The 23,308-nt window shown below is 36.6% G+C and carries 25 protein-coding genes; 10 read left to right on the top strand and 15 right to left on the bottom strand.

Annotation, left to right across the window (positions count from 1 at the left end; translation table 11 throughout):
- Positions 1 to 121 precede the first annotated feature (121 nt).
- Both AN490_RS21370 and AN490_RS21365 read left to right on the top strand, forming a co-directional pair.
- Positions 122 to 616, top strand: coding sequence for a hypothetical protein (locus AN490_RS21370; protein ID WP_148761783.1), 495 nt, complete (start codon positions 122 to 124; stop codon positions 614 to 616).
- Positions 617 to 754: 138 nt separating this feature from the next.
- A complete protein-coding gene (locus tag AN490_RS21365; protein ID WP_300006838.1) occupies positions 755 to 2,323 on the top strand; it encodes a metallophosphoesterase in 1,569 nt (522 codons plus the stop codon).
- A gap of 73 nt (positions 2,324 to 2,396) precedes the next feature.
- Here the strand turns inward: AN490_RS21365 and AN490_RS21360 are convergent, their stop codons facing one another.
- The 6 genes from AN490_RS21360 to AN490_RS21335 form a co-directional block, all read right to left on the bottom strand.
- On the bottom strand, positions 2,397 to 2,675 hold the full coding sequence (locus AN490_RS21360; RefSeq protein WP_148761787.1) for a hypothetical protein: 279 nt from the start codon (positions 2,673 to 2,675) through the stop codon (positions 2,397 to 2,399).
- 8 nt (positions 2,676 to 2,683) lie between these two features.
- Complete coding sequence (locus AN490_RS21355) at positions 2,684 to 3,133, bottom strand: VOC family protein (protein ID WP_300006836.1); 450 nt, start codon at positions 3,131 to 3,133, stop codon at positions 2,684 to 2,686.
- Positions 3,134 to 3,148: 15 nt separating this feature from the next.
- Positions 3,149 to 3,742, bottom strand: a complete 594-nt coding sequence (locus tag AN490_RS21350; protein ID WP_300006834.1) for a Uma2 family endonuclease — start codon at positions 3,740 to 3,742, stop codon at positions 3,149 to 3,151.
- Positions 3,743 to 4,110: 368 nt separating this feature from the next.
- A complete protein-coding gene (locus AN490_RS21345; RefSeq protein ID WP_300006832.1) occupies positions 4,111 to 5,130 on the bottom strand; it encodes an aldo/keto reductase in 1,020 nt (339 codons plus the stop codon).
- Between the two features lie 13 nt (positions 5,131 to 5,143).
- Entirely contained in the window at positions 5,144 to 5,479 is a 336-nt protein-coding gene (gene petJ, locus AN490_RS21340) for a cytochrome c6 PetJ (protein ID WP_300006830.1), read from the bottom strand.
- Positions 5,476 to 5,700 (bottom strand): hypothetical protein, encoded by a 225-nt coding sequence (locus tag AN490_RS21335; RefSeq protein ID WP_300006828.1) that lies wholly within the window; start codon positions 5,698 to 5,700, stop codon positions 5,476 to 5,478. The genes petJ and AN490_RS21335 overlap by 4 nt, the downstream gene beginning before the upstream one ends.
- Before the next feature lie 203 nt (positions 5,701 to 5,903).
- On the opposite strand from AN490_RS21335, the gene AN490_RS21330 reads away from it, so the two are divergent.
- Entirely contained in the window at positions 5,904 to 6,680 is a 777-nt protein-coding gene (locus AN490_RS21330) for a histidine kinase (protein ID WP_271820447.1), read from the top strand.
- Between the two features lie 65 nt (positions 6,681 to 6,745).
- Here the strand turns inward: AN490_RS21330 and AN490_RS21325 are convergent, their stop codons facing one another.
- The 3 genes from AN490_RS21325 to AN490_RS21315 all read right to left on the bottom strand — a co-directional run bounded on the left by AN490_RS21325 (position 6,746) and on the right by AN490_RS21315 (position 9,642).
- Positions 6,746 to 6,937: a YqaE/Pmp3 family membrane protein gene (locus tag AN490_RS21325; RefSeq protein WP_015078806.1), complete on the bottom strand. Its 192-nt coding sequence runs from the start codon at positions 6,935 to 6,937 to the stop codon at positions 6,746 to 6,748.
- A 31-nt stretch (positions 6,938 to 6,968) separates the two neighbouring features.
- A complete protein-coding gene (locus AN490_RS21320; RefSeq protein WP_168695754.1) occupies positions 6,969 to 7,337 on the bottom strand; it encodes a phage holin family protein in 369 nt (122 codons plus the stop codon).
- Between the two features lie 145 nt (positions 7,338 to 7,482).
- Positions 7,483 to 9,642, bottom strand: a complete 2,160-nt coding sequence (locus AN490_RS21315; RefSeq protein ID WP_300006823.1) for a Tex family protein — start codon at positions 9,640 to 9,642, stop codon at positions 7,483 to 7,485.
- 221 nt (positions 9,643 to 9,863) lie between these two features.
- On the opposite strand from AN490_RS21315, the gene AN490_RS21310 reads away from it, so the two are divergent.
- The 3 genes from AN490_RS21310 to AN490_RS21300 all read left to right on the top strand — a co-directional run bounded on the left by AN490_RS21310 (position 9,864) and on the right by AN490_RS21300 (position 12,145).
- Positions 9,864 to 10,076: a hypothetical protein gene (locus AN490_RS21310; protein WP_039202163.1), complete on the top strand. Its 213-nt coding sequence runs from the start codon at positions 9,864 to 9,866 to the stop codon at positions 10,074 to 10,076.
- Positions 10,077 to 10,376: 300 nt separating this feature from the next.
- On the top strand, positions 10,377 to 11,612 hold the full coding sequence (locus AN490_RS21305; protein ID WP_300006819.1) for an AAA family ATPase: 1,236 nt from the start codon (positions 10,377 to 10,379) through the stop codon (positions 11,610 to 11,612).
- 8 nt (positions 11,613 to 11,620) lie between these two features.
- Positions 11,621 to 12,145, top strand: a complete 525-nt coding sequence (locus tag AN490_RS21300; RefSeq protein ID WP_300006817.1) for a hypothetical protein — start codon at positions 11,621 to 11,623, stop codon at positions 12,143 to 12,145.
- A gap of 131 nt (positions 12,146 to 12,276) precedes the next feature.
- Here AN490_RS21300 and AN490_RS21295 read toward each other — a convergent pair whose 3' ends face one another.
- Together AN490_RS21295 and AN490_RS21290 are read right to left on the bottom strand one after the other, a co-directional pair.
- Positions 12,277 to 13,152: a DUF4276 family protein gene (locus AN490_RS21295; RefSeq protein WP_300006815.1), complete on the bottom strand. Its 876-nt coding sequence runs from the start codon at positions 13,150 to 13,152 to the stop codon at positions 12,277 to 12,279.
- Between the two features lies 1 nt (position 13,153).
- Complete coding sequence (locus AN490_RS21290) at positions 13,154 to 14,338, bottom strand: AAA family ATPase (protein ID WP_053538508.1); 1,185 nt, start codon at positions 14,336 to 14,338, stop codon at positions 13,154 to 13,156.
- 300 nt (positions 14,339 to 14,638) lie between these two features.
- Here AN490_RS21290 and AN490_RS21285 point away from each other — a divergent pair, with 300 nt between their 5' ends.
- Both AN490_RS21285 and AN490_RS21280 read left to right on the top strand, forming a co-directional pair.
- Positions 14,639 to 16,111, top strand: a complete 1,473-nt coding sequence (locus tag AN490_RS21285) for a TldD/PmbA family protein (protein WP_300006813.1) — start codon at positions 14,639 to 14,641, stop codon at positions 16,109 to 16,111.
- A 123-nt stretch (positions 16,112 to 16,234) separates the two neighbouring features.
- Positions 16,235 to 17,572 carry a TldD/PmbA family protein gene (locus AN490_RS21280; RefSeq protein WP_300006811.1) on the top strand — a complete coding sequence of 446 codons (1,338 nt, stop codon included), beginning with the start codon at positions 16,235 to 16,237 and terminating at the stop codon, positions 17,570 to 17,572.
- Positions 17,573 to 17,654: 82 nt separating this feature from the next.
- Here the strand turns inward: AN490_RS21280 and AN490_RS21275 are convergent, their stop codons facing one another.
- Complete coding sequence (locus tag AN490_RS21275) at positions 17,655 to 18,344, bottom strand: hypothetical protein (RefSeq protein ID WP_300006809.1); 690 nt, start codon at positions 18,342 to 18,344, stop codon at positions 17,655 to 17,657.
- Positions 18,345 to 18,537: 193 nt separating this feature from the next.
- Positions 18,538 to 19,185, bottom strand: a complete 648-nt coding sequence (locus tag AN490_RS21270) for a sigma-70 family RNA polymerase sigma factor (RefSeq protein WP_300006807.1) — start codon at positions 19,183 to 19,185, stop codon at positions 18,538 to 18,540.
- Positions 19,186 to 20,033: 848 nt separating this feature from the next.
- On the opposite strand from AN490_RS21270, the gene AN490_RS21265 reads away from it, so the two are divergent.
- Together AN490_RS21265 and AN490_RS21260 are read left to right on the top strand one after the other, a co-directional pair.
- Positions 20,034 to 20,216, top strand: coding sequence for a hypothetical protein (locus tag AN490_RS21265; RefSeq protein ID WP_300006805.1), 183 nt, complete (start codon positions 20,034 to 20,036; stop codon positions 20,214 to 20,216).
- Between the two features lie 274 nt (positions 20,217 to 20,490).
- Complete coding sequence (locus tag AN490_RS21260; RefSeq protein WP_039201479.1) at positions 20,491 to 20,679, top strand: hypothetical protein; 189 nt, start codon at positions 20,491 to 20,493, stop codon at positions 20,677 to 20,679.
- Positions 20,680 to 20,948: 269 nt separating this feature from the next.
- On the opposite strand, the gene AN490_RS21255 is transcribed toward AN490_RS21260, so the two are convergent.
- Entirely contained in the window at positions 20,949 to 21,860 is a 912-nt protein-coding gene (locus tag AN490_RS21255) for a lysylphosphatidylglycerol synthase domain-containing protein (protein ID WP_300006802.1), read from the bottom strand.
- A gap of 66 nt (positions 21,861 to 21,926) precedes the next feature.
- Positions 21,927 to 23,198, bottom strand: a complete 1,272-nt coding sequence (gene larC, locus AN490_RS21250) for a nickel pincer cofactor biosynthesis protein LarC (RefSeq protein WP_300006800.1) — start codon at positions 23,196 to 23,198, stop codon at positions 21,927 to 21,929.
- Positions 23,199 to 23,308: the final 110 nt, after the last annotated feature.

Genomic DNA, 23,308 nt, shown 5'->3' with positions numbered 1-23,308 from the left:
AAATATCTCCAAATTTCTCTTTCTGAAATCAGGTATCTTGAGAAAAGATTTAAATTAAAAGTATAGTTTTTTCATCGAACCAAATTGTTAATTTTACTATCAGTATCCTTATTTACTAGCTATGCCACCTAAGATAACTAATTCTACCTCATGGCAACAAGCTGAAATCTTGATGCAACCTGCTTTTATTCGCGTGATTGATAATCTTCGCAAGCAGTTGGATATATCTGACTGGAAAGGGACTTACCAGGATGTGTTGACTTGGCCTGCTAACACTACTGATGAAACTAAAGCCTTGGTAACTCAGTTGGTGCAAGAAATGGAAACCGCAACACCAATACAAGTAGAAGAAATTAGAAAAACTCTGGCTAGTTTGCCTATGCCCCACCCGGGATATCACTTGCTTTTACAACGTCACGGGGAACAAGTCAATATAGATTTGTGGGATTTGTGTTATCAAGTATGTTTTCTGAATTATAGTCCAGAGAATACAGCGGTTGATATTGATACTAGCTTAATTGATGAATATGGCGATGTGGATTGGCAATATTTAGAAAATAAAACTCAGATATTGGTGGAACAGGTTTTCGCTAGTTTAGCAATATTAGGCGAATAGAATATTGCTCCGCAACGCCAAGGGCGAACACTGCTACACAAATAAAGTTCGCACAGGCGGACTAATTTAAACAATAATCCTGTTAATCCTTAAATCCTGGACATCCTGATTCTGACAAAATACTCATTAATATTTCCTATGAGATTGATTTCTGAACCACCAATTGCGGTCAAAATTCAAAAGATGAAACAACGGGTGCGGTGGCAGCATTCGAGTATTCTACAGCAGGGCATTGACCAAACCTGCATGGTAATAGATGATGGCAACTCAGACAGTCCAGAATTTTCGTTTATGGTGATGGGTGATACTGGGACTAAATCCTATTCTGGACACCATCCCCAACGAGAAGTTGCCAAAATGATGTTAAATCATGGTGATGATTGCCGGTTTGTGCTGCACACTGGTGATGTGATTTATATGGTGGGTTCTCGTGAATATTACCCAGCCAATTTTATTGAACCTTATCGGGAATTTTTGGTAGGCGGTCATCAACCCCAAGATATCACTTATGATCAAATGGTATTTCAGTTGCCAATTTTACCAGTATTGGGTAATCATGATTACTATGATGTGCCTTTATTGTATCGGTTGCTGACTGGTCCAACTTTGCCTTTGCGGCGGATGTTTCGTTATAAAAATATTGAAATTGGTTGGCATGGATCAAATCAAGGTGATGCTTATGCTAGAGCATTTTTAGATTATTTGGCGGAAGTTTCTCCAGCGGAGTTAGAACAGCATTTAAAACAGCATTACACCGCTAAAACTGATATGGGTCGGTGTTTGCGTTATCAACCGGGAAGTTTTACGCGTTTACCTAATCGCTATTATAATTTTTGTTACGGTGGGATTGACTTTTTTGCCTTAGATTCTAATACTTTCAATACTCCAGATCCTTTACCTCATAACCAAGCTGGGGATAATTTCCGTCGGGAATTAGAAACCCGTCGTCAAGAAATTGATCAAGAAGAATTACGGATGTTGACGGAGTTTGACAAGCTGAATCCCGAAAAACCTGATCAAGCGGAATTATTGGCGGAACTTGGTGCTAAATTAGACCAAATCAATGAAGTGAAAATTGATATTGAAAAGCAATTGGCATCTCACACCAATACTAATGTTGATTTTGAACAATTGGCGTGGTTAAGAGATAGATTAATTGCATCTTGGCATAATTCCGCAGTCAGGGGACGGGTAATATTTTTACACCATCCACCTTATGTTACAGAAGGAAGTAAATGGAATCAAGGACAGACTTTAGCTGTCCGTCATCGTTTACGGGAGGTTTTCGATGAGGTGGCGAAAAGTTTAGGTAATCTCACTCAGGAACACCCGGTAGTAGATATAGTATTTAGCGGACACGCCCATTGTTTAGAACATTTGCGGACAGTTAATACAGGACACGCAGATTCTCATATTAATTATATTATTTCTGGTGGTAGTGGTCGCGGTCCTCGTCGTCAACGCCAAGAAGGGGGAGAATTAATGGAAACCTTTACCAGCAATAATGATCTTTCCATTCGCAAGGTTGCAGATTCGCTGTTGTATGTGGGACGGAGTGGTAGCGGTTTTGAGAGTAAAAAACCTTATTCTTGTGTGCGGGTGGATGTGTTGGAGGGTTTTCCGGCTAAGTTTATGATCACACCTTTAGTTACAGAGTTAGTTGAGGGTAAATGGTGCGAACGTCAATTAAAACCTTTGATAATTTAATCTTTGTATTTGTAGTGATATCCTATGTGAAAAACCGCAGATTAATTCATTCCTGCGGTTATTAACGAAAACTCTAGGCTTGAGGAATCAAATTGGTGGTTTTATTCACATTATCCCAAACTATCCAGTTGATATTATTGGCTAAATCATCGGCTTGATTGGTAACTTTAAAATAGAATTTGTCACCGTTTTTAAACTGCACAGCAAAATCAGCATTTTGGGCAAAAACAACTATAAAACCCCTATCCCGTAAGCAATACATTGCCCAATTTTTTAAGGATTGTTTCTGGGGTTCGTGGGGAATTGGTGGATTAGCAATTACGTCTGCAATGACTTTTAAAATTTTTTCCATTTTTGGATTTAATCAGGATCACAACGAATTTCAATCATAAACCCATCGGGGTCATAAAAGTACACTCCTCTACCAGTGGGACGGGTAACGGGTCCATAAGCAATAACTAAATTATTTTCTGTAATTACTGCTAATGCTTGATCAAATAATTCTGGATCAATATCAAAGGCTAAATGATATGCTCTAGTAAAGGACTTACTGGGATCTGGATTTGGTGGTAATAATTCTGGTTCTCCAAATAAGTCTATAATTGTGCCGTCGGGAGTGATGAAATTAGCGACTTTACCAGCATTGACAAGTTCTATTAATGTGGCGGGTATTTCTTCTCCTCTGAGTTCGTGTAAGCCTAAAATCTGACCGTAAAAATGGCGAGATGCTGCCATATTTTGGACGTTAAAGGCGATATGATGAACTTTGCGAAGGTAGCCAGTGGGAATACTTTTTTGAGAAATCATCATCCCGAAATTTAGAATCTATGGATTTAAAATTATCTGCAAATTGAGAATAAAGCCAGGTAAAATATCTTCACCAGAAAGTATTGGTGGGTTGTCAAAATCAAAGTTTAAAACTTCTACATCTTTTCCGTAACAATAAATTTCTACCGAGGGGGTTTGTGGATCAATTAACCAACCTAAAAGTGCGCCATTATTTTGGTATTCTCGCATTTTAGTGCGTAATTTTTCTAAACTATCAGTTTCCGAGCGCAATTCAATCACAAAATCAGGACAAAGGGGGGGAAACCGTTTTTTTTCTTCTTTACTTAATGCCTCCCAACGTGCTAGTTTTACCCAAGCTGCATCAGGACAGCGATAAGCACCACTGGGTAATTTAAACTCTGTAGAAGAATCAAATACTTTGCCTAATTTAGTTTGACGATTCCATACACCCAGTTCTATATTAATATCTGAGTTCCTAATTCCGCTTTCTCCACCTGTGGGGGGCATAATAATTAATTCTCCGGTTTGGGTAAGTTCTAATTGCCAAGGTTCGTTAGCAATGCAAAGTTGATAAAACTGCTCATCTGTTAAATTTACTGCGGGAGGTATGTTTAAGGTGAGGGTTTCCATAGATTTTGCTTAAAGAGGCTAGTTTTATTATCAGATAAAATTCATGAAAATTCAGAAAAATTTAGGTTAGGCGATCGCTAAAATTGACCCCAATGATATAGTACAATACCGATCCAATACTGCTCGGTTAAGCCTCGAAAAGTCATTATATTGTAGGTTGGGTTGGGTCACGTAAACGTTCGCGGAGCAATCGGAACGAAACCCAACGAAATCCTTGGTAATGTTGGGTTTCGCTGTCGCTCAACCCAACCTACATTTCCTTAACTATTTCTTCCTTTGCGTCTTTGCTTCTTTGCGTCTTTGCGCGAAACTTCAATAAAAATCATTGTAAAAATGGTGGGTTAAGCTGTAATTAACCCCCCCTAAAACTACCTCCTATATTCATCCCCACAATCACCAATTAACTGATACAAATCTCGTGACTGTTGAGAAACTGCATCTATTTTCCCTATATCCTCAGCATCTAAATTAAAACCAAACACCTTAGCATTATCTGATAAATGTTCCGCAATTCCTAATCTAGCACCGACAATTACACCCCCGACTGCTGGCTGATTTAAAATGTAATTTACAGCCACATTAGCAATACTCGCTTGATGTTTATCAGCGATTTGTTTTAGGGTATCTAGTAACTCTTGAAATAATCTCCAACCACCCCAATTAGCAATCATTTGTTTGTATTTTCTCAAGCTAGTGGTGTTGATTTCTGAGCTTTTTGGTTCTGGTTTATCTAAATATTTTTCTGATAATAAACCACCGCAAACACTACCATAGGCAAATATTTTGATATTATGATCTTGACAGAATTTAACCATATTTACTTGTGGTCTTCTGTCAACTAAGGAAAACTGGACTTGATTAGAAACAATCTTGATTCCTGCTTCGGTGATAATTTGCAAATGTTCCGTATCAAAATTAGTTAAAGCTAAATGTTTGATCTTACCCTCATCTTGCAATTCTGCCATATATTTGAGAGCATCTAAATAATTAGAGTCTCCATATTCCCACCAATGGAACTGCATTAAATCTAATGATTTAACATCCATTCTTCTCAAAGAAATATCAATATTGTCCTCGACCAGTTTTTTTGTCATCTTCCCAGCACGAGGAACCCATTTTGTAAAAGCTTGAATATTATTTACAGCTTCTTCTCCACGAGTCGCAATTAATTGACGACGAAATTCACCAATAAAATCTTCTGCTGGTCCATAATGATCTGCTAAATCCCAGGTTGTAAAACCAGCATCTACATATTGAAACATAGACTCAATAGCAGTTGTGGGGTTAATGCGTCCATGTCCTCCCGAAACTTGCCACATTCCATTTAAAATTCGGCAAATTTTCAAATCTGGGGTAAATTGTAAATAGCTTTCTTGAGGTAACATCATATTTTTTATATTGTTATTTCCAGTCTTTTTCTGCTTGTTCCAAAACATAAGCCGCAACTTTTTGAATTTCTTCTGTTGTCAATCTTTCTTTATAAGCTGACATATTATTTTTACCATTAGTAACAATGGTTGTAATCGCTGCTAAAGAATCCATTCTATATTTTTTAAGGGCATTCTTTTTGAGGTTTTTACCCCGTCTAATAATGTTTCCTCCATTAACATGACAACCAGCACAATGGAAACTAAAAATTTCTGCACCATTTCCTGCATCTAAAGCATTAGCAGGTAAGGTAAAATTGATAGTCCACAAGCAAAATGTGCATAATATCAATATTATTACGTTTTTCATAAAGCTTCAAAATCAGAAATGAAGCCGACAAACTTTGTACATTCTCCTTGAAAAGATTCTGCTTCGCTAACATCTTCAATTTTATAAGACATGATGCGTTTTCCATCTGGCATTTTTTTAGAACCAATCAATTCAGCTTGGTAATTTCCTACCATTTTCTTAAATTCAACACCGTACACTTTCCAAGCTTCACCATCACAAGTGATATTTACCTGCCACATAATTAGAATCTAGTTATTGGTCAATATTGATTATTTCATAAATTGGCAACATTTAACTAAAAAAATCAAAAATTCAGGGATATTGTGATTAATGTACTTTAAACTACCTGGAGATAGATATGATTTTATATCTTTAGAGGGTGTTAATAGCAAAAATATCTCGCCATACTGAGTGTAAGTGTTGTATGAGATTTGCATTTAATATGAATAAAAACGTGAAAGAACAAATTCAATTAGATTTACGCCAAGCTCAAGAAACAGGACAATTAAAATCTGAACGGATTCGGGAAATTGTGAAATCTGCTGTTTCTCAAGTAGGTTCTGAATTTCAAGAAGGTTCTCATGAATTGCGTAATTTAGTTAATGATGCTATTTCTACCGTCGTTGATAATTTGCAAGAAAAAGGTAGTGAATTTAAAGAAGGAGTGGTAGCTTCAATTGAAGGTGCTATGGAAGCTATCAGTCTGAAAAAACACTCGGCTATTGTCAAAACCCAAACCGAAATTAAGCAGCTACAAGCTCAATTAGATCGGGAAGAAGAAGAATTACAAGCAGAAATTGAAGGAATTTTAACCAAGATAGTCGAAACGAGTCAAGATAAATCAGCAGATACAAAAATTGCGATTGATTCAGCAATTGATTCTATCAAAGATAGTGAAGAAATCGGATTATTAAAGAAACGCTATGCACAATTACAAGCACAATCAGCAATTGTCAGAGCAAATTTATCTGCACGTTATAGTGGAAGTGATCAAGAGGTACAGGATTATTTAAATGAAGCAAAACAATGGTGTGATAAATCCCATCCCAAAGCCGAATCTATCACAGCACAAGTAAAAGAAAGTTACTCAGTTCTAGAAAAAAAATTGACAGACGCAGGTGCAGTTATAGCAAAGAAAGAACGTCAATTAAAACAAACTTTACGCGAGTTACTTTTAGCAACGGCTGATTTATTCAAAGATAAAGATATTCGTGCTTAAAGACTAACTATCCTTTAGATCCCCGACTTCTCTAAGAAGTCGGGGATCTTGTTATTGTTACATACTTAATAAGTACCTTCCTCTCTATTCATATTTTCTTCATGCTTGACAATTACCCAAACTGCATGAATGCTACCAGGAAGCCAACCAAGCAAAGTCAGCAAAATGTTAATTAACAAAGTTGGACCAAATCCAACTGTGAGAAAAACTCCCAAGGGGGGTAAAAATAACCCGATAAGTATCCGTAATAAGTTCATGGATATTTCCTAGTTTTTAAATTGGGTTTACCTATTGACTATCTTGTAATTCAAAACCTTTTTCTGCGAAGTATTTACTGAGAAAGGTATTAGCTAAAGAAAGAACTACAGGACCGAGAATAAAAGCAATTAATCCTTGAACTTGAAAACCTGGAACTAAAACTGATGCTAACCAAAAGCAAATTCCGTTAACAATGAGGGAAAAACCCCCCAAGGTCAGATATGTCAAAGGTAAAGATAAGATATTGATAGTTGGTTTAATTCCACTATTAATTAAACCAATCACAACAGCAGCAATTAAAGCTGCGGGGAAATTAGCAATATCTACACCAGGAACAACTAAATCAACAATCAGCAAACTTAAAGCTGTAGCGAGTGCGATGAAAAAATATGACAACATTTTTTACCTCAGTAACAGCATTCTCTGTGCTAATCCTATTTTCAAAGATAGATTCATGTTTGACATCTTTTCTTGGGTATAATTCTTATCTATCTGAGGTTAGAGTTAGTTTTTTTCACGCAGAGTTGCAGAGTCTCAGAGAGAATTATTGTTTGATTCCTTTCATTGATAAGCTTATGCGTTTGAGTTTTTCGTTGATTTCTAAAACTTGTACTTTAACGACTTGTCCAACTTTGACAACTTTTTTGGGATCATCTACAAATTTATCAGCAAGTTGGGAAATATGCACTAAGCCATCTTGATGAACTCCAATATCAACGAAAGCACCGAAGTTAGCAACGTTGGTAATGATTCCTTCTAGTTCCATTCCTACTGTTAAATCTCTAATTTCTTTGATTCCTTCTTTAAAGGTAGCATATTTAAATTCCGCACGAGGATCTCTGCCTGGTTTTTCTAATTCGCTGAGAATGTCGCGCAGGGTTGGTTCTCCAATGGTTTCGGTAACGTATTTTTTGATGTTGGCTTTTTTGAGGTTTTCTGCAACTTGTGTCACTTGATTTAAGGATACTCCTAAATCAGCCGCGATAGATTGTACCAAAGAGTAACTTTCTGGATGAACTGCGGTATTATCTAAGGGGTTTTCACCACCACGAATTCTTAAAAACCCTGCTGCTTGTTCAAAGGCTTTTGGTCCTAATTTCGCTACTTTCAAAAGTTGACGACGATTTTTAAATGCGCCATTTTGGTTACGATAGGCAATAATATTATTAGCTATGGTGGGGGTAATTCCCGAAACAAAGGTGAGAAGTTCTTTGGAAGCAGTATTTAAGTCTACACCCACATAATTAACGCAACTTTCGACGGTTTCATCTAATTTCTTTTTCAGTAATTTTTGATCAACGTCATGTTGATATTGTCCGACACCAATTGATTTAGGATCTATTTTAACTAGTTCTGCTAAAGGATCTTGTAATCTTCTCCCAATACTAATTGCACCCCGCACGGTAATATCTAAATCGGGAAATTCTTCCCTTGCTACTTCACTAGCAGAATATATAGATGCACCAGATTCATTTACCATAACTTTAACTGGTTTATGGGCTATATTTGGTAATATTTCGGCAACAAATTCTTCTGTTTCCCGTGACGCTGTACCGTTACCAATAGCGATTAATTGAACTTGGTATTTTTCAAGTAATTTTTTAATAGTTTGGGCGGCTTTTTGGCGTTGTTCTGCTGCTTGGTGGGGAAAGACAGCTTGATATTCTAAAAATTGCCCAGTTTCATCTAATATAGCGACTTTACACCCGGTTCTAAAACCTGGATCTATAGCCATTGTCGGTTTCATTCCTGCTGGTGCGGATAATAGCAATTCTCGTAAATTGGTTTCAAATGTTTTGATTGATTCTATATCAGCAAAGGTTTTTTTCTCGTTTGTTACTTCGCTAATTAAGGAAGTTTTCATCAAGCGGTTAAAACTATCTTTTAACATGACGTGATAAAAATCTCCAATATTGCGAACTTTAGTTTTTATTTCTTGAGATTCTAAATAACTCAGCACAAAATCTTCATCATAAGCAACTTCAAAACTGAGAATTTTTTCATCTTCTCCTCGACATAAAGCCAACAGATTATGAGGGGCAATATTTTTGACTCTAATCTGATAATTTCGGTACATTTCAAATTTGGTTGTCCCTTCAGGATGTTCGTCTTTAATCCGAGAAATAAACACCCCATTTTCTAACAGATAATCGCGGATATATGCGCGTGATTCTGCTTTTTCTGCTACTTCTTCAGCTAAAATATCAGACGCACCTTTTAAAGCTTCATCTGCGCTTTTTACTCCCAAGGTTTCCGAAATATACTTTGCTGATTCTGCCTCTAAAGATGCGGAAATACCATTTTTAACATTTAGGGATTTAATAAATGTAGCCAGTGCTTCTAGCCCTTTTTCTCTGGCAATGGTAGCGCGTGTCCGACGTTTAGGACGATAGGGCAAATATAAATCCTCAAGTTCAGTTTTTTGTAAACAGGATGCTATTTTTGCTTGTAATTCTGGAGTAAGTTTATCTTGTTGAGCGATCGCATTCACAATTACTTTCTTTCTTTCTTCTAACTCCGTTAAGTAATTATGCCTATCTTGTAAATCCCGTAATTGCACTTCATCCATTTCATCTGTTCTTTCTTTACGATAACGCGCAATAAAGGGAATTGTTGCCCCTTCTGCTAAGAGTTCTAGGGCGTTTTGTACTTGGTGGGGTTTAAGTTTTAGTTCAGTTGCGAGGAGTTGGGAAATGTTCAACATTGGATATTTAAATTGAAAGTGTTAAATTGATTTCAGCACGAATAAATAGTGTTAACTTAATTTAGCAAATAATGGCATCATTTGAAAATAGCTAATTTCATCACTTGAGAATAAATTTGTTGCCATTTTGTCTTACTTAAGTATATGATCAATAACGTTCCCTAAAATGATTTAAGTTTACTGGTATTAAACAGTAGCTCGTAGTTTGGAGATTAGTGAAAATGCCTTTATTTTTCTTAATAACATTAGTTACAGGTGTAATGACTGGCTATCTCTTTCAAAGAAATGATGATGAAATCACCAATATTGCAGGTGTTTTCACAGCCGTCATTTTTATTGTAAGTTTAGTGTTATCACCTTGGCAAATTCAGTTTGGTATGTTGATGTTTGTGGTCATTGTCAGTAACAAACTGCTGAATAAAAATTGGTTTTAAATCAATTTTCGCAATTTAGAGACGAAATACAATCAAGTCAGCAATTATCCACCCTCTATAAAATAATAATGGTTCTACCGTTCCCCTTATGATCAAACATCCTTTTAATATATCCAAAACCATTGGTGTACAAATATTAAAACCTCAAATCCAATCGGTGTAGGGGTTTCAGGGATATTTTACCGAAAATATCATAAAGGGAGCGGTAGAGCCATAATAATTGAGAGAAATGAGGGTGTTGATAGTTGGATAAAAGATATTATAGTCTTAGTCTTAAAGATAAAATATATAGTTTGGACTATGCTGAAAAAACTCATTCTCGAAGATTGGAAAAGTTTCCGTTATGCTGAACTTCCACTTGATCCTTTAACTGTGCTTATTGGAACTAATGCCAGTGGTAAGTCTAATGTGGTTGAAGCTTTGGAATTTTTGCAAAGAATAGCTAACGGTGAAAATATTGAAACAGCTTTAGCAGGAGATAAAACACTCCCTTCTATTCGCGGTGGTGTGGAATTAGCTGTACGAAAAGGTGAAAATGAGTTTACTTTAAAGGTATTGTTTTCATGTAAAGATGATGAAACAGATTATTTATATGTTATAAAAACACAAACAATTCCTCAAGCCCAAAATATAGAAGAATATATTGAATATCAATTGTTAACTAACCATTTAGAAAAAAGCCAAGTTATTAAAGTTGATTTACAACCACCAAAGCCACATAATTATTCTATGACTAAAAGTGTAGATAAAATAAATTCTAATAGAGAATATAGTGAGAGTGAACTGGAATTGATAAATTCTTATCCACAGTTAACTTTTGTTGAACAATCAATTAAGAGTTTTTATCTGGAAAAGTTTGATCTATTAAAAAGTATTTTATGCTTCAATCCTATTCCTTCCACAATACGTAATTATTCACGACTTTCTGAAAATATAGAAAGCGATGGTTCAAATATTGCAGGTGTATTAGCAGCATTAACAGATGACAAAAAAGCAGAAGTTGAAAATACCCTATCTGAATATTTAAAAGATTTACCAGAAGGTGATATTAAAAAAGTATGGGCTGAAAAAGTTGGTAGATTTGGATATGATGCAATGCTGTACTGTCAAGAAGAATGGAAACCAGGAGAAATTATAGAAATTGATGCGAGAAGTATGTCAGATGGAACATTACGCTTTCTAGCTATTCTCACAGCATTATTAACCCGTCCTGAAGGTAGCCAAATTGTCATAGAAGAAATAGATAATGGCTTACATCCTTCCCGTGCAGCATTACTGGTGAAAATATTAAAAGAAATTGGCACTAAACGCAATATTGATATTTTACTCACAACCCATAACCCAGCCTTACTTGATGCTTTTGGTTCCGAAATAGTTCCCTTTGTAGTTGTCGCACATCGAGATTCAGAAACAGGAGAAAGTAAACTTACCCTTTTAGAAGATATTGACAACTTCCCCAAATTATTTGCATCCTATTCCTTGGGACAAATGACAACAAAAGGCGCAATTGAACGCAGCCTTTCTCATGGGGAGTAATTGAAAATATGAGAAAAGCTTTATTAATAGATACATCTTTATTGTGCGTTTGGCTAAAAGTTCCAGGTAAAGAAACTGCTGGTAATAATAAATGGGATTTTGAACTTGTTAATAAGACAATTCTCACAGAAATTGAAAAAGGAACAACCTTGGTACTTCCATTAGCCACAGTTATAGAAACAGGTAATCATATTTCCCAAGCTAAAACTACAAATTCAGATAGTAAAAGAATAACATCAGAAGAATTTGCCAAAATTATGATTTATGCGGCCGACGAAAAAAGTCCTTGGGCTGCTTTTCGTGAACAAATTGTATTATGGGAAGCAGAAGGATTAAAAAATTTAGCCGGAAAATTTCCTAATCAAGCTGTAGAAAAAACTTCTATGGGAGATGCGAGTATTGTAGTCTTGGGTTGGTATTACTATCACGAAAAAGGGTTTCATGTAGAATTTTTGACAGATGATAATGGTTTAAAATCTCAAGAACCACCACAACCTAACCCACCGACACGCCGCAGTAGTCGTGGAAAATAATGAGAGTATTAACTAAATTCATCTTCCTAAATATCTTTTAAAAAGGGATATTGAGATATATATAAATATTTTTTATATATTACCCATCATTTTTAAAAAATCCTGTTACAAATTGCTGTAAATTGCCTATTCTATAAGAGCCGAAATAACTGCACGTTAAATATATGATAATATAGTTCAATTGGATATGAAAACATTGATTTTTTATACAAAAATAATACCAATTTTGTATGAAGATGCGATGAATTAATATCAACTAACCCCAGAGACTCATAAATAGAAAAGATAAAAAAATAGGCATCTAACTGCTGTAAACAGGTTGCAAACTCTACCAATGAATTATTTTTTCTGAGAGTTTGGTTATTAATTTCAATATATGCTGCTATATTAGATGATTGACTTTCTTCATATTCCCGTTCTTTCAAATTTTTGGGTTTATCTTGGAGATTCGGATTATGCTTAATTAGGATTTCGCGTGATAACTTTACTAAACATTCCTTGACACCCCTTCCTCCTGACTCAGCTTCTGCTATTAAATCTGTTTGTCCACGTTGTTTACTATTGGCAAATTTGATCCATTCTGGATGATTTCGATGATCAGCATTTTTTGTAAAAAAGCAGCATATACCCAAATAATCAACTAATAACCAAGCCTCCAATTCTTGAATCATCGGAAAATATTTTACTCTTCCTTCACCTTCAAACAATTTAACAACTTCTTCAATTCGATTAACCAGAGAATTTTTTTCCCTCCGTCTTTGGTTTTGCGATTGTGTCCCATCAGAATCTAGCAGAAAGATAACTAAATCATCATTTTTTAAATAAGTATCAACTGCCTTCTTTAAACCATCTTGGATTTTTGGATGTATAGCTGTATTAAAACCCTGTTTAGTGGCAAGTTGGATCGTTATATTACCACCATAAAGCGCGACTATTTTGTTAGCAATACAACCGACTGCTGTCCTATCATAATCAGATTCCGGCACCCAAAGACGAACACTAGGCATATTAATCAGCAAAAATTCCTTCTAGTAAGTGACTATGATAAATCGCGCTACCTATTCCAAAATCATTCATCCAATCGGAAAAATCATCTCGGTTTTCTGCTAATTTATCAAGTAGACAAGCTTTAGTTCCTATTTCTCCTTTCTGATTTAAAAGGATTACCGAAATGTCAGATGATATTTCTTCAGTAGAAAAACAATCTAATAATTGAGAACTATGGGTTGTAAAAATCACCTGTGTTCTCTTGGATAACCTTTTGATCATATCAGCAATATCTTGTAAAATACCAGGATGAAAATTTCTCTCAGGTTCTTCAATACTAATGAGAGTTGGAACATCAGATTCATAAAGCATGATAAAATAAGCTATCAACCTCAGAGTCCCATCTGACATATTAGATAAAGCTATTTTTTTACCATCTTCTTCAATAACTTTAATAAGTGGTTCTGCAACATCATCTAACTGTAACTTAATTTTCAGACAGTCATACAGTTCTTGGCTCACTTCATCAAACTTATTTTTATCATGTCTACCCCAGTATTGTAAAACTTCTTCAACTTCACTAGCGTCAGTATCAAGGCTAGGTATTCTTTCATCATGTTGTAAAGATTTATAGATCATATTTAATTTAGTAATTCTAGAATGTATTCTGACGCTATCAGGATCTACATCATAGAATTTCCAATCTTTTATATAGCTTGCCAACTTTTTTGTAATTGGTTTATGACCATATTTACCTACATCCGCTAATGTGAGTCCATCACCCTCAGAAAATTCGTATGGTTGAGAATTTTCGCCATTTTCATCATTCACTGTTCCTTTACCATCAATAATATTAATTACTTCAATTTCATTAACTAAGAGATACTCTCTATCAATTAAAGTATTATTTTCACTGATACTAAGTACCAAACTATATTCTACTTTAGCTTTATTATCTTCATCATCTTCTATAATAATTTGATAAAATGTTTGTTTTTCCCCCACCCTTAAGATACTATCCATATATTTTAGAGAAGGAAGTTCTTGGTCTTTTAAAAGTTTACTGAGAAAGCGTAATGCTTCTAAAGAATTGGATTTACCACTAGCATTAGCTCCTACCAAAATTGTTAGATCCCTGAAATTTAAATCCACATCTCCTAAGCTTTTAAAATTTTTAATTTTTGCGGATATGAGTTTAAGAGTCATAAATATCTCCAGTATATTAGTCAGTCTAGTGACTACGCAATTATTTTAAATAAGAAGTCACAAAAAGTGAGAATTAACTATAGTTTTATAGTAATACTCCAACCCAACGTTAACATAAAATCGGAATTAGATCACATCATTATCTGGCTTAGAATGTCCACTGATCACATCTTAAAAGACAATATGGCGGAAAACCCTACAGCCTAACTGCCAACAAAGACTTTCACAGATTTGTTAGACTGAACATACCAGGATTATTTCAGTTACATCTGTAGATAACGCCAGCAGACGAGGCACTTCATGCTTACAAACACCCTACTTCTCTCGAATCAACTCCCCAGTTTACAATATTCATCCACCACAGAACGCTTCGATGACACTTGGGAAGCCCCCCTGGCAACCCTTTTGGGACTAGGACGCGCTGCCGGGGCAGATTTTGTAGAATACTTCTTAGAACGTCGCAATTACATCACTTGTTTAGCTGAAGAAGACACCATCACCAGCATTTCCCCCAGTTTAGCTACCGGTGCAGGAGTGCGAGTATTTCGTGGCAAAGCTGACTGCTACGTTAGCACCAATAACCTCACATTTGCCGGTTTAAAAGCTGCTTTAGAAAAAGCTCTTTCCATCTTAGGCTTACAACTACCCGGACCGAGTGCCTTCATTCCCGAAATCAACCTAGAACTACTCAGAGACTACGCCAGCAAACGCGGTAAAGATGGTTGGCTACCCTTATGTAGTTCTATCAGCGAAATGGGAGAAGTCCTCCTTGATGGTACAGCCCAACTTAATAAAAAAGCTACCCACGTCCAATCCCGTCGCGCTTCCTACTTCCGTGATTGGCAAGAAGTATTAGTTGCTGGTAGTGATGGAACATTTGCCCGTGATATCCGCCTCACTCAGTCTGTCGGATTCAACCTGCTTTGTGCTGACGGTGCTAACCGCTCCTCCATTGGTGAACGGGCAGGTAACACCAGTGACGCTAACTTCCTGAGAACCTGGGATTATCAAAAAGCCTCCGAACAAATCGCCGAATCTGCTGGTAAAATGCTTTACGCAGATTACGTAGAATCAGGAACTTACCCCATTATCATGGCCAATCATTTTGGCGGCGTAATTTTCCATGAAGCTTGTGGACACCTTTTAGAAACCACCCAAATTGAACGCAAAACCACACCATTTGCCGACAAAAAAGGGGAAAAAATCGCCCATGAAAGCTTAACAGCTTGGGACGAAGGCCGCGCCGATAATGCCTTCGGAACAATTGATATGGACGACGAAGGAATGCCCGCCCAAAGAACATTATTAATTGAAAAAGGTATCCTCAAAAACTTCCTAGCTGACAGAACCGGTTCAGTGCGAACTGGACACCCCAGAACAGGCAGTGGCCGCCGGCAAAATTACACCTATGCTGCCGCTAGTCGGATGCGAAATACCTATATTGATTGTGGAGAACACACAACAGAAGACCTATTTGCCTCCGTTGATAAAGGTATTTACTGTAAGAAAATGGGTGGCGGAAGTGTGGGCGCAACAGGTCAATTTAACTTTAGCGTTGATGAAGCTTACCTAATAGAAAATGGCAAAATTACCAAACCATTAAAAGGTGCTACTTTAATCGGTGAAGCCAAGGAAATCATGAATAAAATTTCCCTATGTTCCCAAGATTTAGAACTAGCTCCCGGCTTTTGTGGCTCAGTCAGCGGCAGCATTTATACCACAGTTGGACAACCTCATATCAAAGTTGATTCTATTACTGTTGGTGGCAGATAAAAATCATCAGATGAAAAACAGATAAACCATCCAGATTATCTGTTCTCATCATTAATTCTTTTCTTCCTTTGCGCCTTTGCTCCTTTGTACCTTTGCGCGAAACTTTCATCTTAAAATGTAATCATGTCTAACATTCAAGAAATCGCAACCTACGCTCAAGAAAATGCTGCCAAACTTGGCATTAAAAAATTCGATATTTATGGCTCAACTGTAGATGATACCAGCGTTCAAGTTGACCAAGGTGAACCCAAACTCAAAGCTTCTAATCGTTCTGGGGTAACAGTTCGGGTTTGGAATGAAGAAAATACAATGGGTGTTACCAGCACCACAGATGTAGATGCTAAAGGATTAGAATTAGCTTTAAAAACGGCTTATGAAGCCAGTTTTTTTGGAGTCAAAGAAAACGTTCCTGATTTTAGTCCAGAAGCCACTATTCCTATTCCTAATACACACAAAGAAAAAGCCCTGCAAGCCCCTGTTTCTGAACTCATAGAAAAACTATTAGTAGCAGAAAAAGAATTATTAGCAACTCATCCTGCTATTACAAGTGTGCCTTATAATGGGTTAGCCCAAAGAGATATTGACAGATTTTATCTCAATAGCGATGGTGCTGTCAGAACTGAATCTCATTCTTTAGCTTCTGTTTATTTGTATAGCAAAACTGAAGAAGAAGGGAAAAAACCCCGCAGTGGTGGCGCTTATCGAGTTAAGGAAAGTGTCGCCGAGTTAGATATTGCCGGTTGTATCAAGGAAACTGCTGAAAAAACTATCAGTCATTTGCATTATGAAAAAATCAAAACTGGTAAATATCAAGTAGTTTTCTCTCCTGAAGCTTTTTTAAGTTTGATAGGAGCTTTTTCTAATTTATTTAATGCTCAAAGTATTCTGGATAATCAAAGTTTATCAAAAACTGATGATATCGGTAAAGAACTGGCTTCACCTTTACTTTCAGTTTATGATGATGCTTTACACCCCGCTAATATTGGGGCTGAAAGTTTTGATGGTGAAGGTACTCCCACCCGGCAAATTAAGTTAATAGAAAAGGGCATTTTAACTAGCTTTTTGCATAGTGCGGGAACTGCAAAACGGTTAAATGCTCAACCTACAGGTAATGCTAGTATTGGCGCAAAAGTAAGCGTTAGTCCCAATTTTTATCATGTTTTTGCAGCAGGAACTCCTGAACAGGAATTAAGTTTGGAAACTGCGGAAAATGTGATTTTAATTGATGATTTACAAGCTCTTCATGCGGGTGTTAAGGCTTTACAAGGTTCTTTTTCTTTACCTTTTGATGGTTGGTTAATTAACAAAGGTGAGAAAACCAGTATTGAGTCTGCAACTGTAGCTGGTGATTTCTTGGAACTTTTGAAATCTATTGTTTATGTGGAAAAAGAGGTGGAATTAACTCCAGGAGGAGTTGCACCAAGAGTTTGGGTGAGTGAACTTTCTATTACTGGAGATTAATATCTTTTTCCACTCTGTGCGTCTCCATGAATCTGTTGAAAACATGAAAATTTCTCCAAAACTTTGACATCATGGCCTCAAATTAATCAATTTGAGGCTTTTCATTGACATCAAACTTAGTCCAGGTTCTATCAATTTGCAGGTCTTGTTCTAGTTGCAATGCTTCATTTAATACTGCATTGGTGAAGTTTATACTTTTCAAGTAACTTTGGCAAGCTGCTACTGGTATTGTCAAGACATCACTCCAGGCTTGTTCTGCTTTGTGAAAATCTTGAATCTTTAAGCTATTTGCAGAAGATAAGCTACTATTTATTAAACCTAATTCCTGGATTTCTGATATTACTGATGGTTCTTTACCTAACCCATAATGATAGTCTCTAACGGTCAGAAGACAGTCATAAATCTGGCGCGATAGTCTGTTACCAACTGGCTGTAGCAAGTTACAAGCTAACGCTGGGATAATGTGCCATGTTTCAGCTAATAAATCTCGTTCTAGTCCAGATATTTTCGCAGGAATTAGCAAATCTACATCACTGAGAAAATCTGTTTCTCCTGATAGCAACATGACAGAAAAAATTAGCCACTCCTCATTTGTATCTAGAATTGCTTCAGGTTCTTTGACAATCATTACATAGCGCGGTGGTGAGTTGCCTGCCAAAAAACTTTGTGCTGAGGAAGAGTAAAAAGTCTCTTGTTCTTGACTTGAGAATTTTAGAGGACTTCTTACTAAGCGACTCACTTCCCAAATTTCTCCAGGTTGTGGGATTGGCATATTAGACTCTTGCCTGTTTAAAAATGTGGATTTACTCAAGTTTACACGCATATATTTAGTTTCCCGACAAAAATTAACAATGAGCCGGGATTCTGGGTGTAGTCGCATCCAATCCCATATATTATGTAACGTTCGGACGCTTCTAAATATCAGGATTTACTCTCATTTCAATCAATTTGAGTATTTTATTCACTTACCACTGCTTTGTTGAACGATTGTATTCTCTCTTTTGCTGGCGATTTTCTTGCAGTTTGCCATTGAAATCTTCAACTTTAAGTAGTCCTAAAGAATCAGCAATCCGTCCTAAAAGTTCCTGCCATCGTTTGGATATTTCACTCTGACTAACTCTCAATTCTCCAGCTAGTTGAGTTTGTGTTTTTCCATCAATTTTACCTTGCCATAATTTCAGATAGTTTTGGCGTGGATATTGTTGATCTAGTTGATAAATTTTCTCTATCGCTTTAAGAATTAAATCTGCCCTTTCTGTTGCTTCCAAAATATTAAATTCATCAGTAATTGTATCTAACAGGGCTATATCTGTTCCAGGGATATTGCAATCTAAACTTTGGCATTTTCGCAGATTTTCTTGACGGACAAAATCAATAATCGCACAGCGGGCTACCGTAGCAGCCCAGCGATAAAATTCTTCTAATCCTCCTTCTCTGAACTTGCCAGATTGCAGACCCTGAAATATTTTCAAATGGGCATTTTGAACGGCATCTTCCCAAGATATGCCTGTACCCCTAGTATATTTGTTAGCAATTTTTTTTAATCTCTGGCGATAGTTTGAGTCAAGCCAAGTCTCTGAAGAATAAGACCATGATTCCTGCGCTGATAACATACAATATGTCCTTGATAAATAGGCTATTAACTAGGCAACAAATAGTCTTTCCAATGTGCAAATTGCTGAATAACAGGATTATTTTTGTGAAAATTGGAGCGTAAATTCAACTTGCTTGAATAACGCTTTCACCAACAAATATATAAATTCAGCATTTATACTTTTTTCTCACATAAGGAAATGTAGAGAATGTTGATTAATACCATATAAATTTATGGGCTTGAAACCAAATCTTTTTTCTCTATATTTTCTCATTTACATTCCATGTCTCACACTAACTGCATAGACGGGTCGCAGCTTGGTCATCATAAAATATTCGATGATTGCAATTACCCGGATTTGATATCACCGCATATTTTTATTTCGATTCTTCCTATTTAAGTCTCAATGCCAATCTATTCAACATCGTCTAAACAGTAGAGATAGAATTTAGCTTTTTTTATTACTCTAGATAGAGGAAAAATATAAAATTTATAATTATACCCTAAATACCATTACTTGCGCTTGCTCAATGCCTATTCAGTAAGGCTTCCAAATTTTCTTGCCAATTTTAGAATATTTTGTTTTGGGTGTTCGTTATAGAAAGTAAGGACAGTTCACCATCAAGTTCACAAAGGAGGCAAGGAAGTTTGAGCATTAGTGAATATTTTACTTTGGCTCTAAACTAAACCTGCTAGTGAAGCTATCCTCCGGGATGTTGTTTCCTAGTCCTCAAATTTTTGAGCGTCTTTTTAACTGTGAAATTTAATCTTTTTTGTGAACTGTGCGAGTAATGTGTGTACCTTTCTGCTTGAGAAAAGTGCCACTTCAATCTTTATCTTCATTCTCTTAATTAAGGAAAAAACATCATGCAAGTCATCGAAAATAAGGAATTGTTTAGCGAATTGTCTAATGAAGAATCTGCTGAGATGAATGGTGGTGCTGGTGCTGCTCAAGGAGCTAATGCGGTCGCCGTGTTCTTGACAGCTAACGGTGGTGTGCCGCTAACCCCTGCTCAAGGTGTTCTAGCATCAATAACAACATTGGCATAATCGCTCTGTAGCCTTTCATTCATTTGTTCTATCAAATGAAGTGAATAATGCGCCCCAGATTCCCAGAAATTCAAGCAGATACTCGCTACTTCAAAGTGAGGTGGGCGCATTTCTTAAACTTAGTAAAACCATAGACAATTTCCTCCTTAAATGTTCACTTCCCTACCCCTCAATTAATTTTTTCATAAGTTTTTCGGAAACTTTTCAGAGAGTAGGGGAGTGAATAATTACTTGGTTTTCTGATTAGATGTGCCTAATTAAGAAGAACACAATTATGTCAAAAATTAATAATCTCGAACATAAGGAACTGTTTACTGAACTCTCTTTAGAAGAATCCGCTACTGTTAGTGGTGGTGATGCTGCTGCTGCTGCTACCGCCCTCGCTGGATTCTTAGCTGCCAACGGTTCAGCACGTCTAACTCCTGCTCAAGCAGTGATGGTTATAGCAACAGCATTAGTATAATTTCTCTCTATTTAGGAATATTTAACTCTTGCAAAATAGCTATTTTGACTCACTTAAATATAAAGCCTCACTTACTAGAAACTTCTCTGGCTGAACAAATTTTGCTTTGCTTATTTGTTCGTCAGGGAAATTTTATATCAAGCCTGATATCTTCACTCATTCCCTCATTGCCTTTCTAATTGTCCTTCTAGTATTTGCTCGATTTTATTTCACCAAAATTATAACATCAAATCTCGGTGACTCCTAAATGAGTATAGATATAAAATTGATTAAATCCTTTCAAATAGCCAAGCTAGGGCTGCACCGACTGTTTCTGCTATGATACTAATGAGACGATAAAGAGCGATCGCACTAATCACCAAAGCCGCCGGAAAATGATATTGTAACAGTAACATCGCTGTGGTTTCAAATACTCCTAAACCACCAGGCGCACCAGGAACAACTAGCCCCAATACCCAAGCACAACTAAAAGCGCCCACTAATAAGGGTATTTGCGCCCAATTTACAGAAGTTAAAGCCAACATAGTTAAAATAAATCCAGCACACCTCAACCCTAAAAAAACTAATTCTCCTAATAAGGGTTTCACCGGGTAACGTTTAATTATAAAACTATTAATTAATTGATTTTCTCCATTAGATTTTTTATTTTTCCACCGATCTAAAAGTTTAATAGCTGGATTTAAAAATCGAGGATGAAGTATACCCAAGACAATTATTAAACTCAGAAATTGCAGAATAATTAAATTAGATTTCAGATTATTAACAACAAGTTTACTACCAAATAAAACAATAATAATTAAAGCTGCTGCTAACATTAATAATGGTTCTAATAAAACGCTTAAAGTAGCAATATTCGTAGGAATATTAGCATTTTTAGCTGCCATAATTCGCCCGTAATAATGCCAAACATTCCCAGGTAAATACTTAGCAATATTCGTTTTTAAATAAACTTGAATAAACTCAGGAGAAGATACAGTTTGATTTAACTCCCTTAATACCCAAGTCCAAATCCAACCCGCCCAAATATGTGCCAGTAAAGTTATAACTGTAGCAGCTACTAATATTAACCATCCATTTGCACTAATCCGAATAGCACTAACTCCCAACCAATTATCTTTTAACGCTTTCAACAGAAAAAACAGCGTTCCACCTAAAATCAACCACCGAAAAATTTTCTTCATTTTAGATTTATTGAAATATTTAGAAATATTCAGATCCCCGACTTCTTCAAGATGTCGGGGATCTTGTTAATTGTGCCAACTTTCTAACGCTAACCGATGAATTTCTCGCCAAGGAATATTATTTTGTCTTGCTAATTCTGCACAATCTTCATATTCTGGCTGCACATTAGTAATTACCTTTTCTGTAGCTTTTCCTGTCCAGGCAACTTTTACAGATATTGTCCCATAAATAGTTTCCACTTTTTGCATTTCCCTTTGTAAAAATGACCGTTTTTGAGTAGTACGACGAATCCCCAAAGTGCTAGTTTCTCGAAACAACACATCCTCACAACTAGCTAACTTTTCAGGATGACAAATCACAGTTAATAAAATTCCAGTTCGTGACTTTTTCATCCCTATGGGTTGAGTAAAAACATCCACCGCACCCGCAGCAAATAAAGCCTCAAACACATAACCGAATACTTGAGGATTTAAATCATCTATTTGAGTTTCGAGGACAGTAATAGTTTCTAGATTTGGAGAATATTCCCCTAAATCAGAGTTATCAGTCTGTAAAGATTCATTTTCACCGTACCAGAGCCGTAGTATATTAGAAATGGGTAAATCTAGAGAACCCGCCCCTAATCCTATCTGTTTGATAGTCATTGGTGGTGGTGAACCGAAGTCTTGTACTAAGGTAGTAGCGATCGCCGCCCCCGTTGGTGTTACCAATTCTCTGTCAATACCATTGCTATAAACTGGACAACCCCGCATTTCCCACAACTTTAACACCGCTGGTACTGGTACAGCCATTCTTCCATGTGCCGCATTAACAGTACCACCTCCAGTTGGAAATGCAGAACAGTATAGCAAAGGCAAACCCTGGCGATCGCTATCAATACCCAACCAATCCAACCCTAAGCAAGTACCAACAATATCCACAATGGCATCCACAGCCCCCACTTCATGAAAATGAACTTTTTCCGGTGCGATGCCATGAACAGCCCCCTCTGCCACTGCCAACTGTCGGAAAACAGCTAAACTCCAAGCTTCTGCCTGCACTGGCAAATTCCCCTTAACAATCATCTTCTCTATTTCTGGCAAATGACGGGTGTGGTGGTGATCATGTTCATGATGATGATGATGGTGGTCATGAGAAACCAAATCCACATCAACCTTAGTCGCTTGTTGACCTTGACGGTAAACCAATTCCGCCCACAATCGGTATTCTGCCTCAATTCCCAAGCCATTGAGTTTTTCCACCAAATACTCCACAGGCACACCGAGACTGACTAACGCCCCCAAGCACATATCACCAGAAATCCCTGTTGGGCATTGAAGATAAGCGATTTTATTCATAAATTTATTTGTTAATTGTCAGTTGTCAGTTGTTAGTAGGGGCGAAGCATTTGGAAGATAAATTATCAGTCATTGCCAAAAATAGTTCTCCAAATGCTTCGCCCGTACAG

It is taken from the genome of Anabaena sp. AL09 (genome assembly GCF_001672255.1).
Classification (GTDB): domain Bacteria; phylum Cyanobacteriota; class Cyanobacteriia; order Cyanobacteriales; family Nostocaceae; genus Dolichospermum; species Dolichospermum lemmermannii.
This window is presented reverse-complemented; position numbering and strand designations above follow the sequence as displayed.

Excerpts from the sequence above, each read along its gene's own strand:
- AN490_RS21350 (WP_300006834.1), bottom strand. The coding sequence starts at position 3,742 with ATGGAAACCCTCACCTTAAACATACCTCCCGCAGTAAATTTAACAGAT.
- AN490_RS21320 (WP_168695754.1), bottom strand. The coding sequence starts at position 7,337 with ATGTTGTCATATTTTTTCATCGCACTCGCTACAGCTTTAAGTTTGCTG.
- AN490_RS21300 (WP_300006817.1), top strand. The coding sequence starts at position 11,621 with ATGAGAAAAGCTTTATTAATAGATACATCTTTATTGTGCGTTTGGCTA.
- AN490_RS21370 (WP_148761783.1), top strand. The coding sequence starts at position 122 with ATGCCACCTAAGATAACTAATTCTACCTCATGGCAACAAGCTGAAATC.
- AN490_RS21270 (WP_300006807.1), bottom strand. The coding sequence starts at position 19,185 with ATGTTATCAGCGCAGGAATCATGGTCTTATTCTTCAGAGACTTGGCTT.
- AN490_RS21330 (WP_271820447.1), top strand. The coding sequence starts at position 5,904 with ATGAATAAAAACGTGAAAGAACAAATTCAATTAGATTTACGCCAAGCT.
- AN490_RS21255 (WP_300006802.1), bottom strand. The coding sequence starts at position 21,860 with ATGAAGAAAATTTTTCGGTGGTTGATTTTAGGTGGAACGCTGTTTTTT.
- AN490_RS21285 (WP_300006813.1), top strand. The coding sequence starts at position 14,639 with ATGCTTACAAACACCCTACTTCTCTCGAATCAACTCCCCAGTTTACAA.
- AN490_RS21355 (WP_300006836.1), bottom strand. The coding sequence starts at position 3,133 with ATGATGATTTCTCAAAAAAGTATTCCCACTGGCTACCTTCGCAAAGTT.
- AN490_RS21325 (WP_015078806.1), bottom strand. The coding sequence starts at position 6,937 with ATGAACTTATTACGGATACTTATCGGGTTATTTTTACCCCCCTTGGGA.
- AN490_RS21295 (WP_300006815.1), bottom strand. The coding sequence starts at position 13,152 with ATGCCTAGTGTTCGTCTTTGGGTGCCGGAATCTGATTATGATAGGACA.
- AN490_RS21360 (WP_148761787.1), bottom strand. The coding sequence starts at position 2,675 with ATGGAAAAAATTTTAAAAGTCATTGCAGACGTAATTGCTAATCCACCA.
- AN490_RS21310 (WP_039202163.1), top strand. The coding sequence starts at position 9,864 with ATGCCTTTATTTTTCTTAATAACATTAGTTACAGGTGTAATGACTGGC.
- AN490_RS21265 (WP_300006805.1), top strand. The coding sequence starts at position 20,034 with ATGCAAGTCATCGAAAATAAGGAATTGTTTAGCGAATTGTCTAATGAA.
- AN490_RS21275 (WP_300006809.1), bottom strand. The coding sequence starts at position 18,344 with ATGCCAATCCCACAACCTGGAGAAATTTGGGAAGTGAGTCGCTTAGTA.
- AN490_RS21335 (WP_300006828.1), bottom strand. The coding sequence starts at position 5,700 with ATGTGGCAGGTAAATATCACTTGTGATGGTGAAGCTTGGAAAGTGTAC.
- AN490_RS21365 (WP_300006838.1), top strand. The coding sequence starts at position 755 with ATGAGATTGATTTCTGAACCACCAATTGCGGTCAAAATTCAAAAGATG.
- AN490_RS21345 (WP_300006832.1), bottom strand. The coding sequence starts at position 5,130 with ATGATGTTACCTCAAGAAAGCTATTTACAATTTACCCCAGATTTGAAA.
- AN490_RS21315 (WP_300006823.1), bottom strand. The coding sequence starts at position 9,642 with ATGTTGAACATTTCCCAACTCCTCGCAACTGAACTAAAACTTAAACCC.
- AN490_RS21305 (WP_300006819.1), top strand. The coding sequence starts at position 10,377 with ATGCTGAAAAAACTCATTCTCGAAGATTGGAAAAGTTTCCGTTATGCT.
- AN490_RS21280 (WP_300006811.1), top strand. The coding sequence starts at position 16,235 with ATGTCTAACATTCAAGAAATCGCAACCTACGCTCAAGAAAATGCTGCC.
- AN490_RS21290 (WP_053538508.1), bottom strand. The coding sequence starts at position 14,338 with ATGACTCTTAAACTCATATCCGCAAAAATTAAAAATTTTAAAAGCTTA.
- AN490_RS21260 (WP_039201479.1), top strand. The coding sequence starts at position 20,491 with ATGTCAAAAATTAATAATCTCGAACATAAGGAACTGTTTACTGAACTC.
- petJ (WP_300006830.1), bottom strand. The coding sequence starts at position 5,479 with ATGAAAAACGTAATAATATTGATATTATGCACATTTTGCTTGTGGACT.
- larC (WP_300006800.1), bottom strand. The coding sequence starts at position 23,198 with ATGAATAAAATCGCTTATCTTCAATGCCCAACAGGGATTTCTGGTGAT.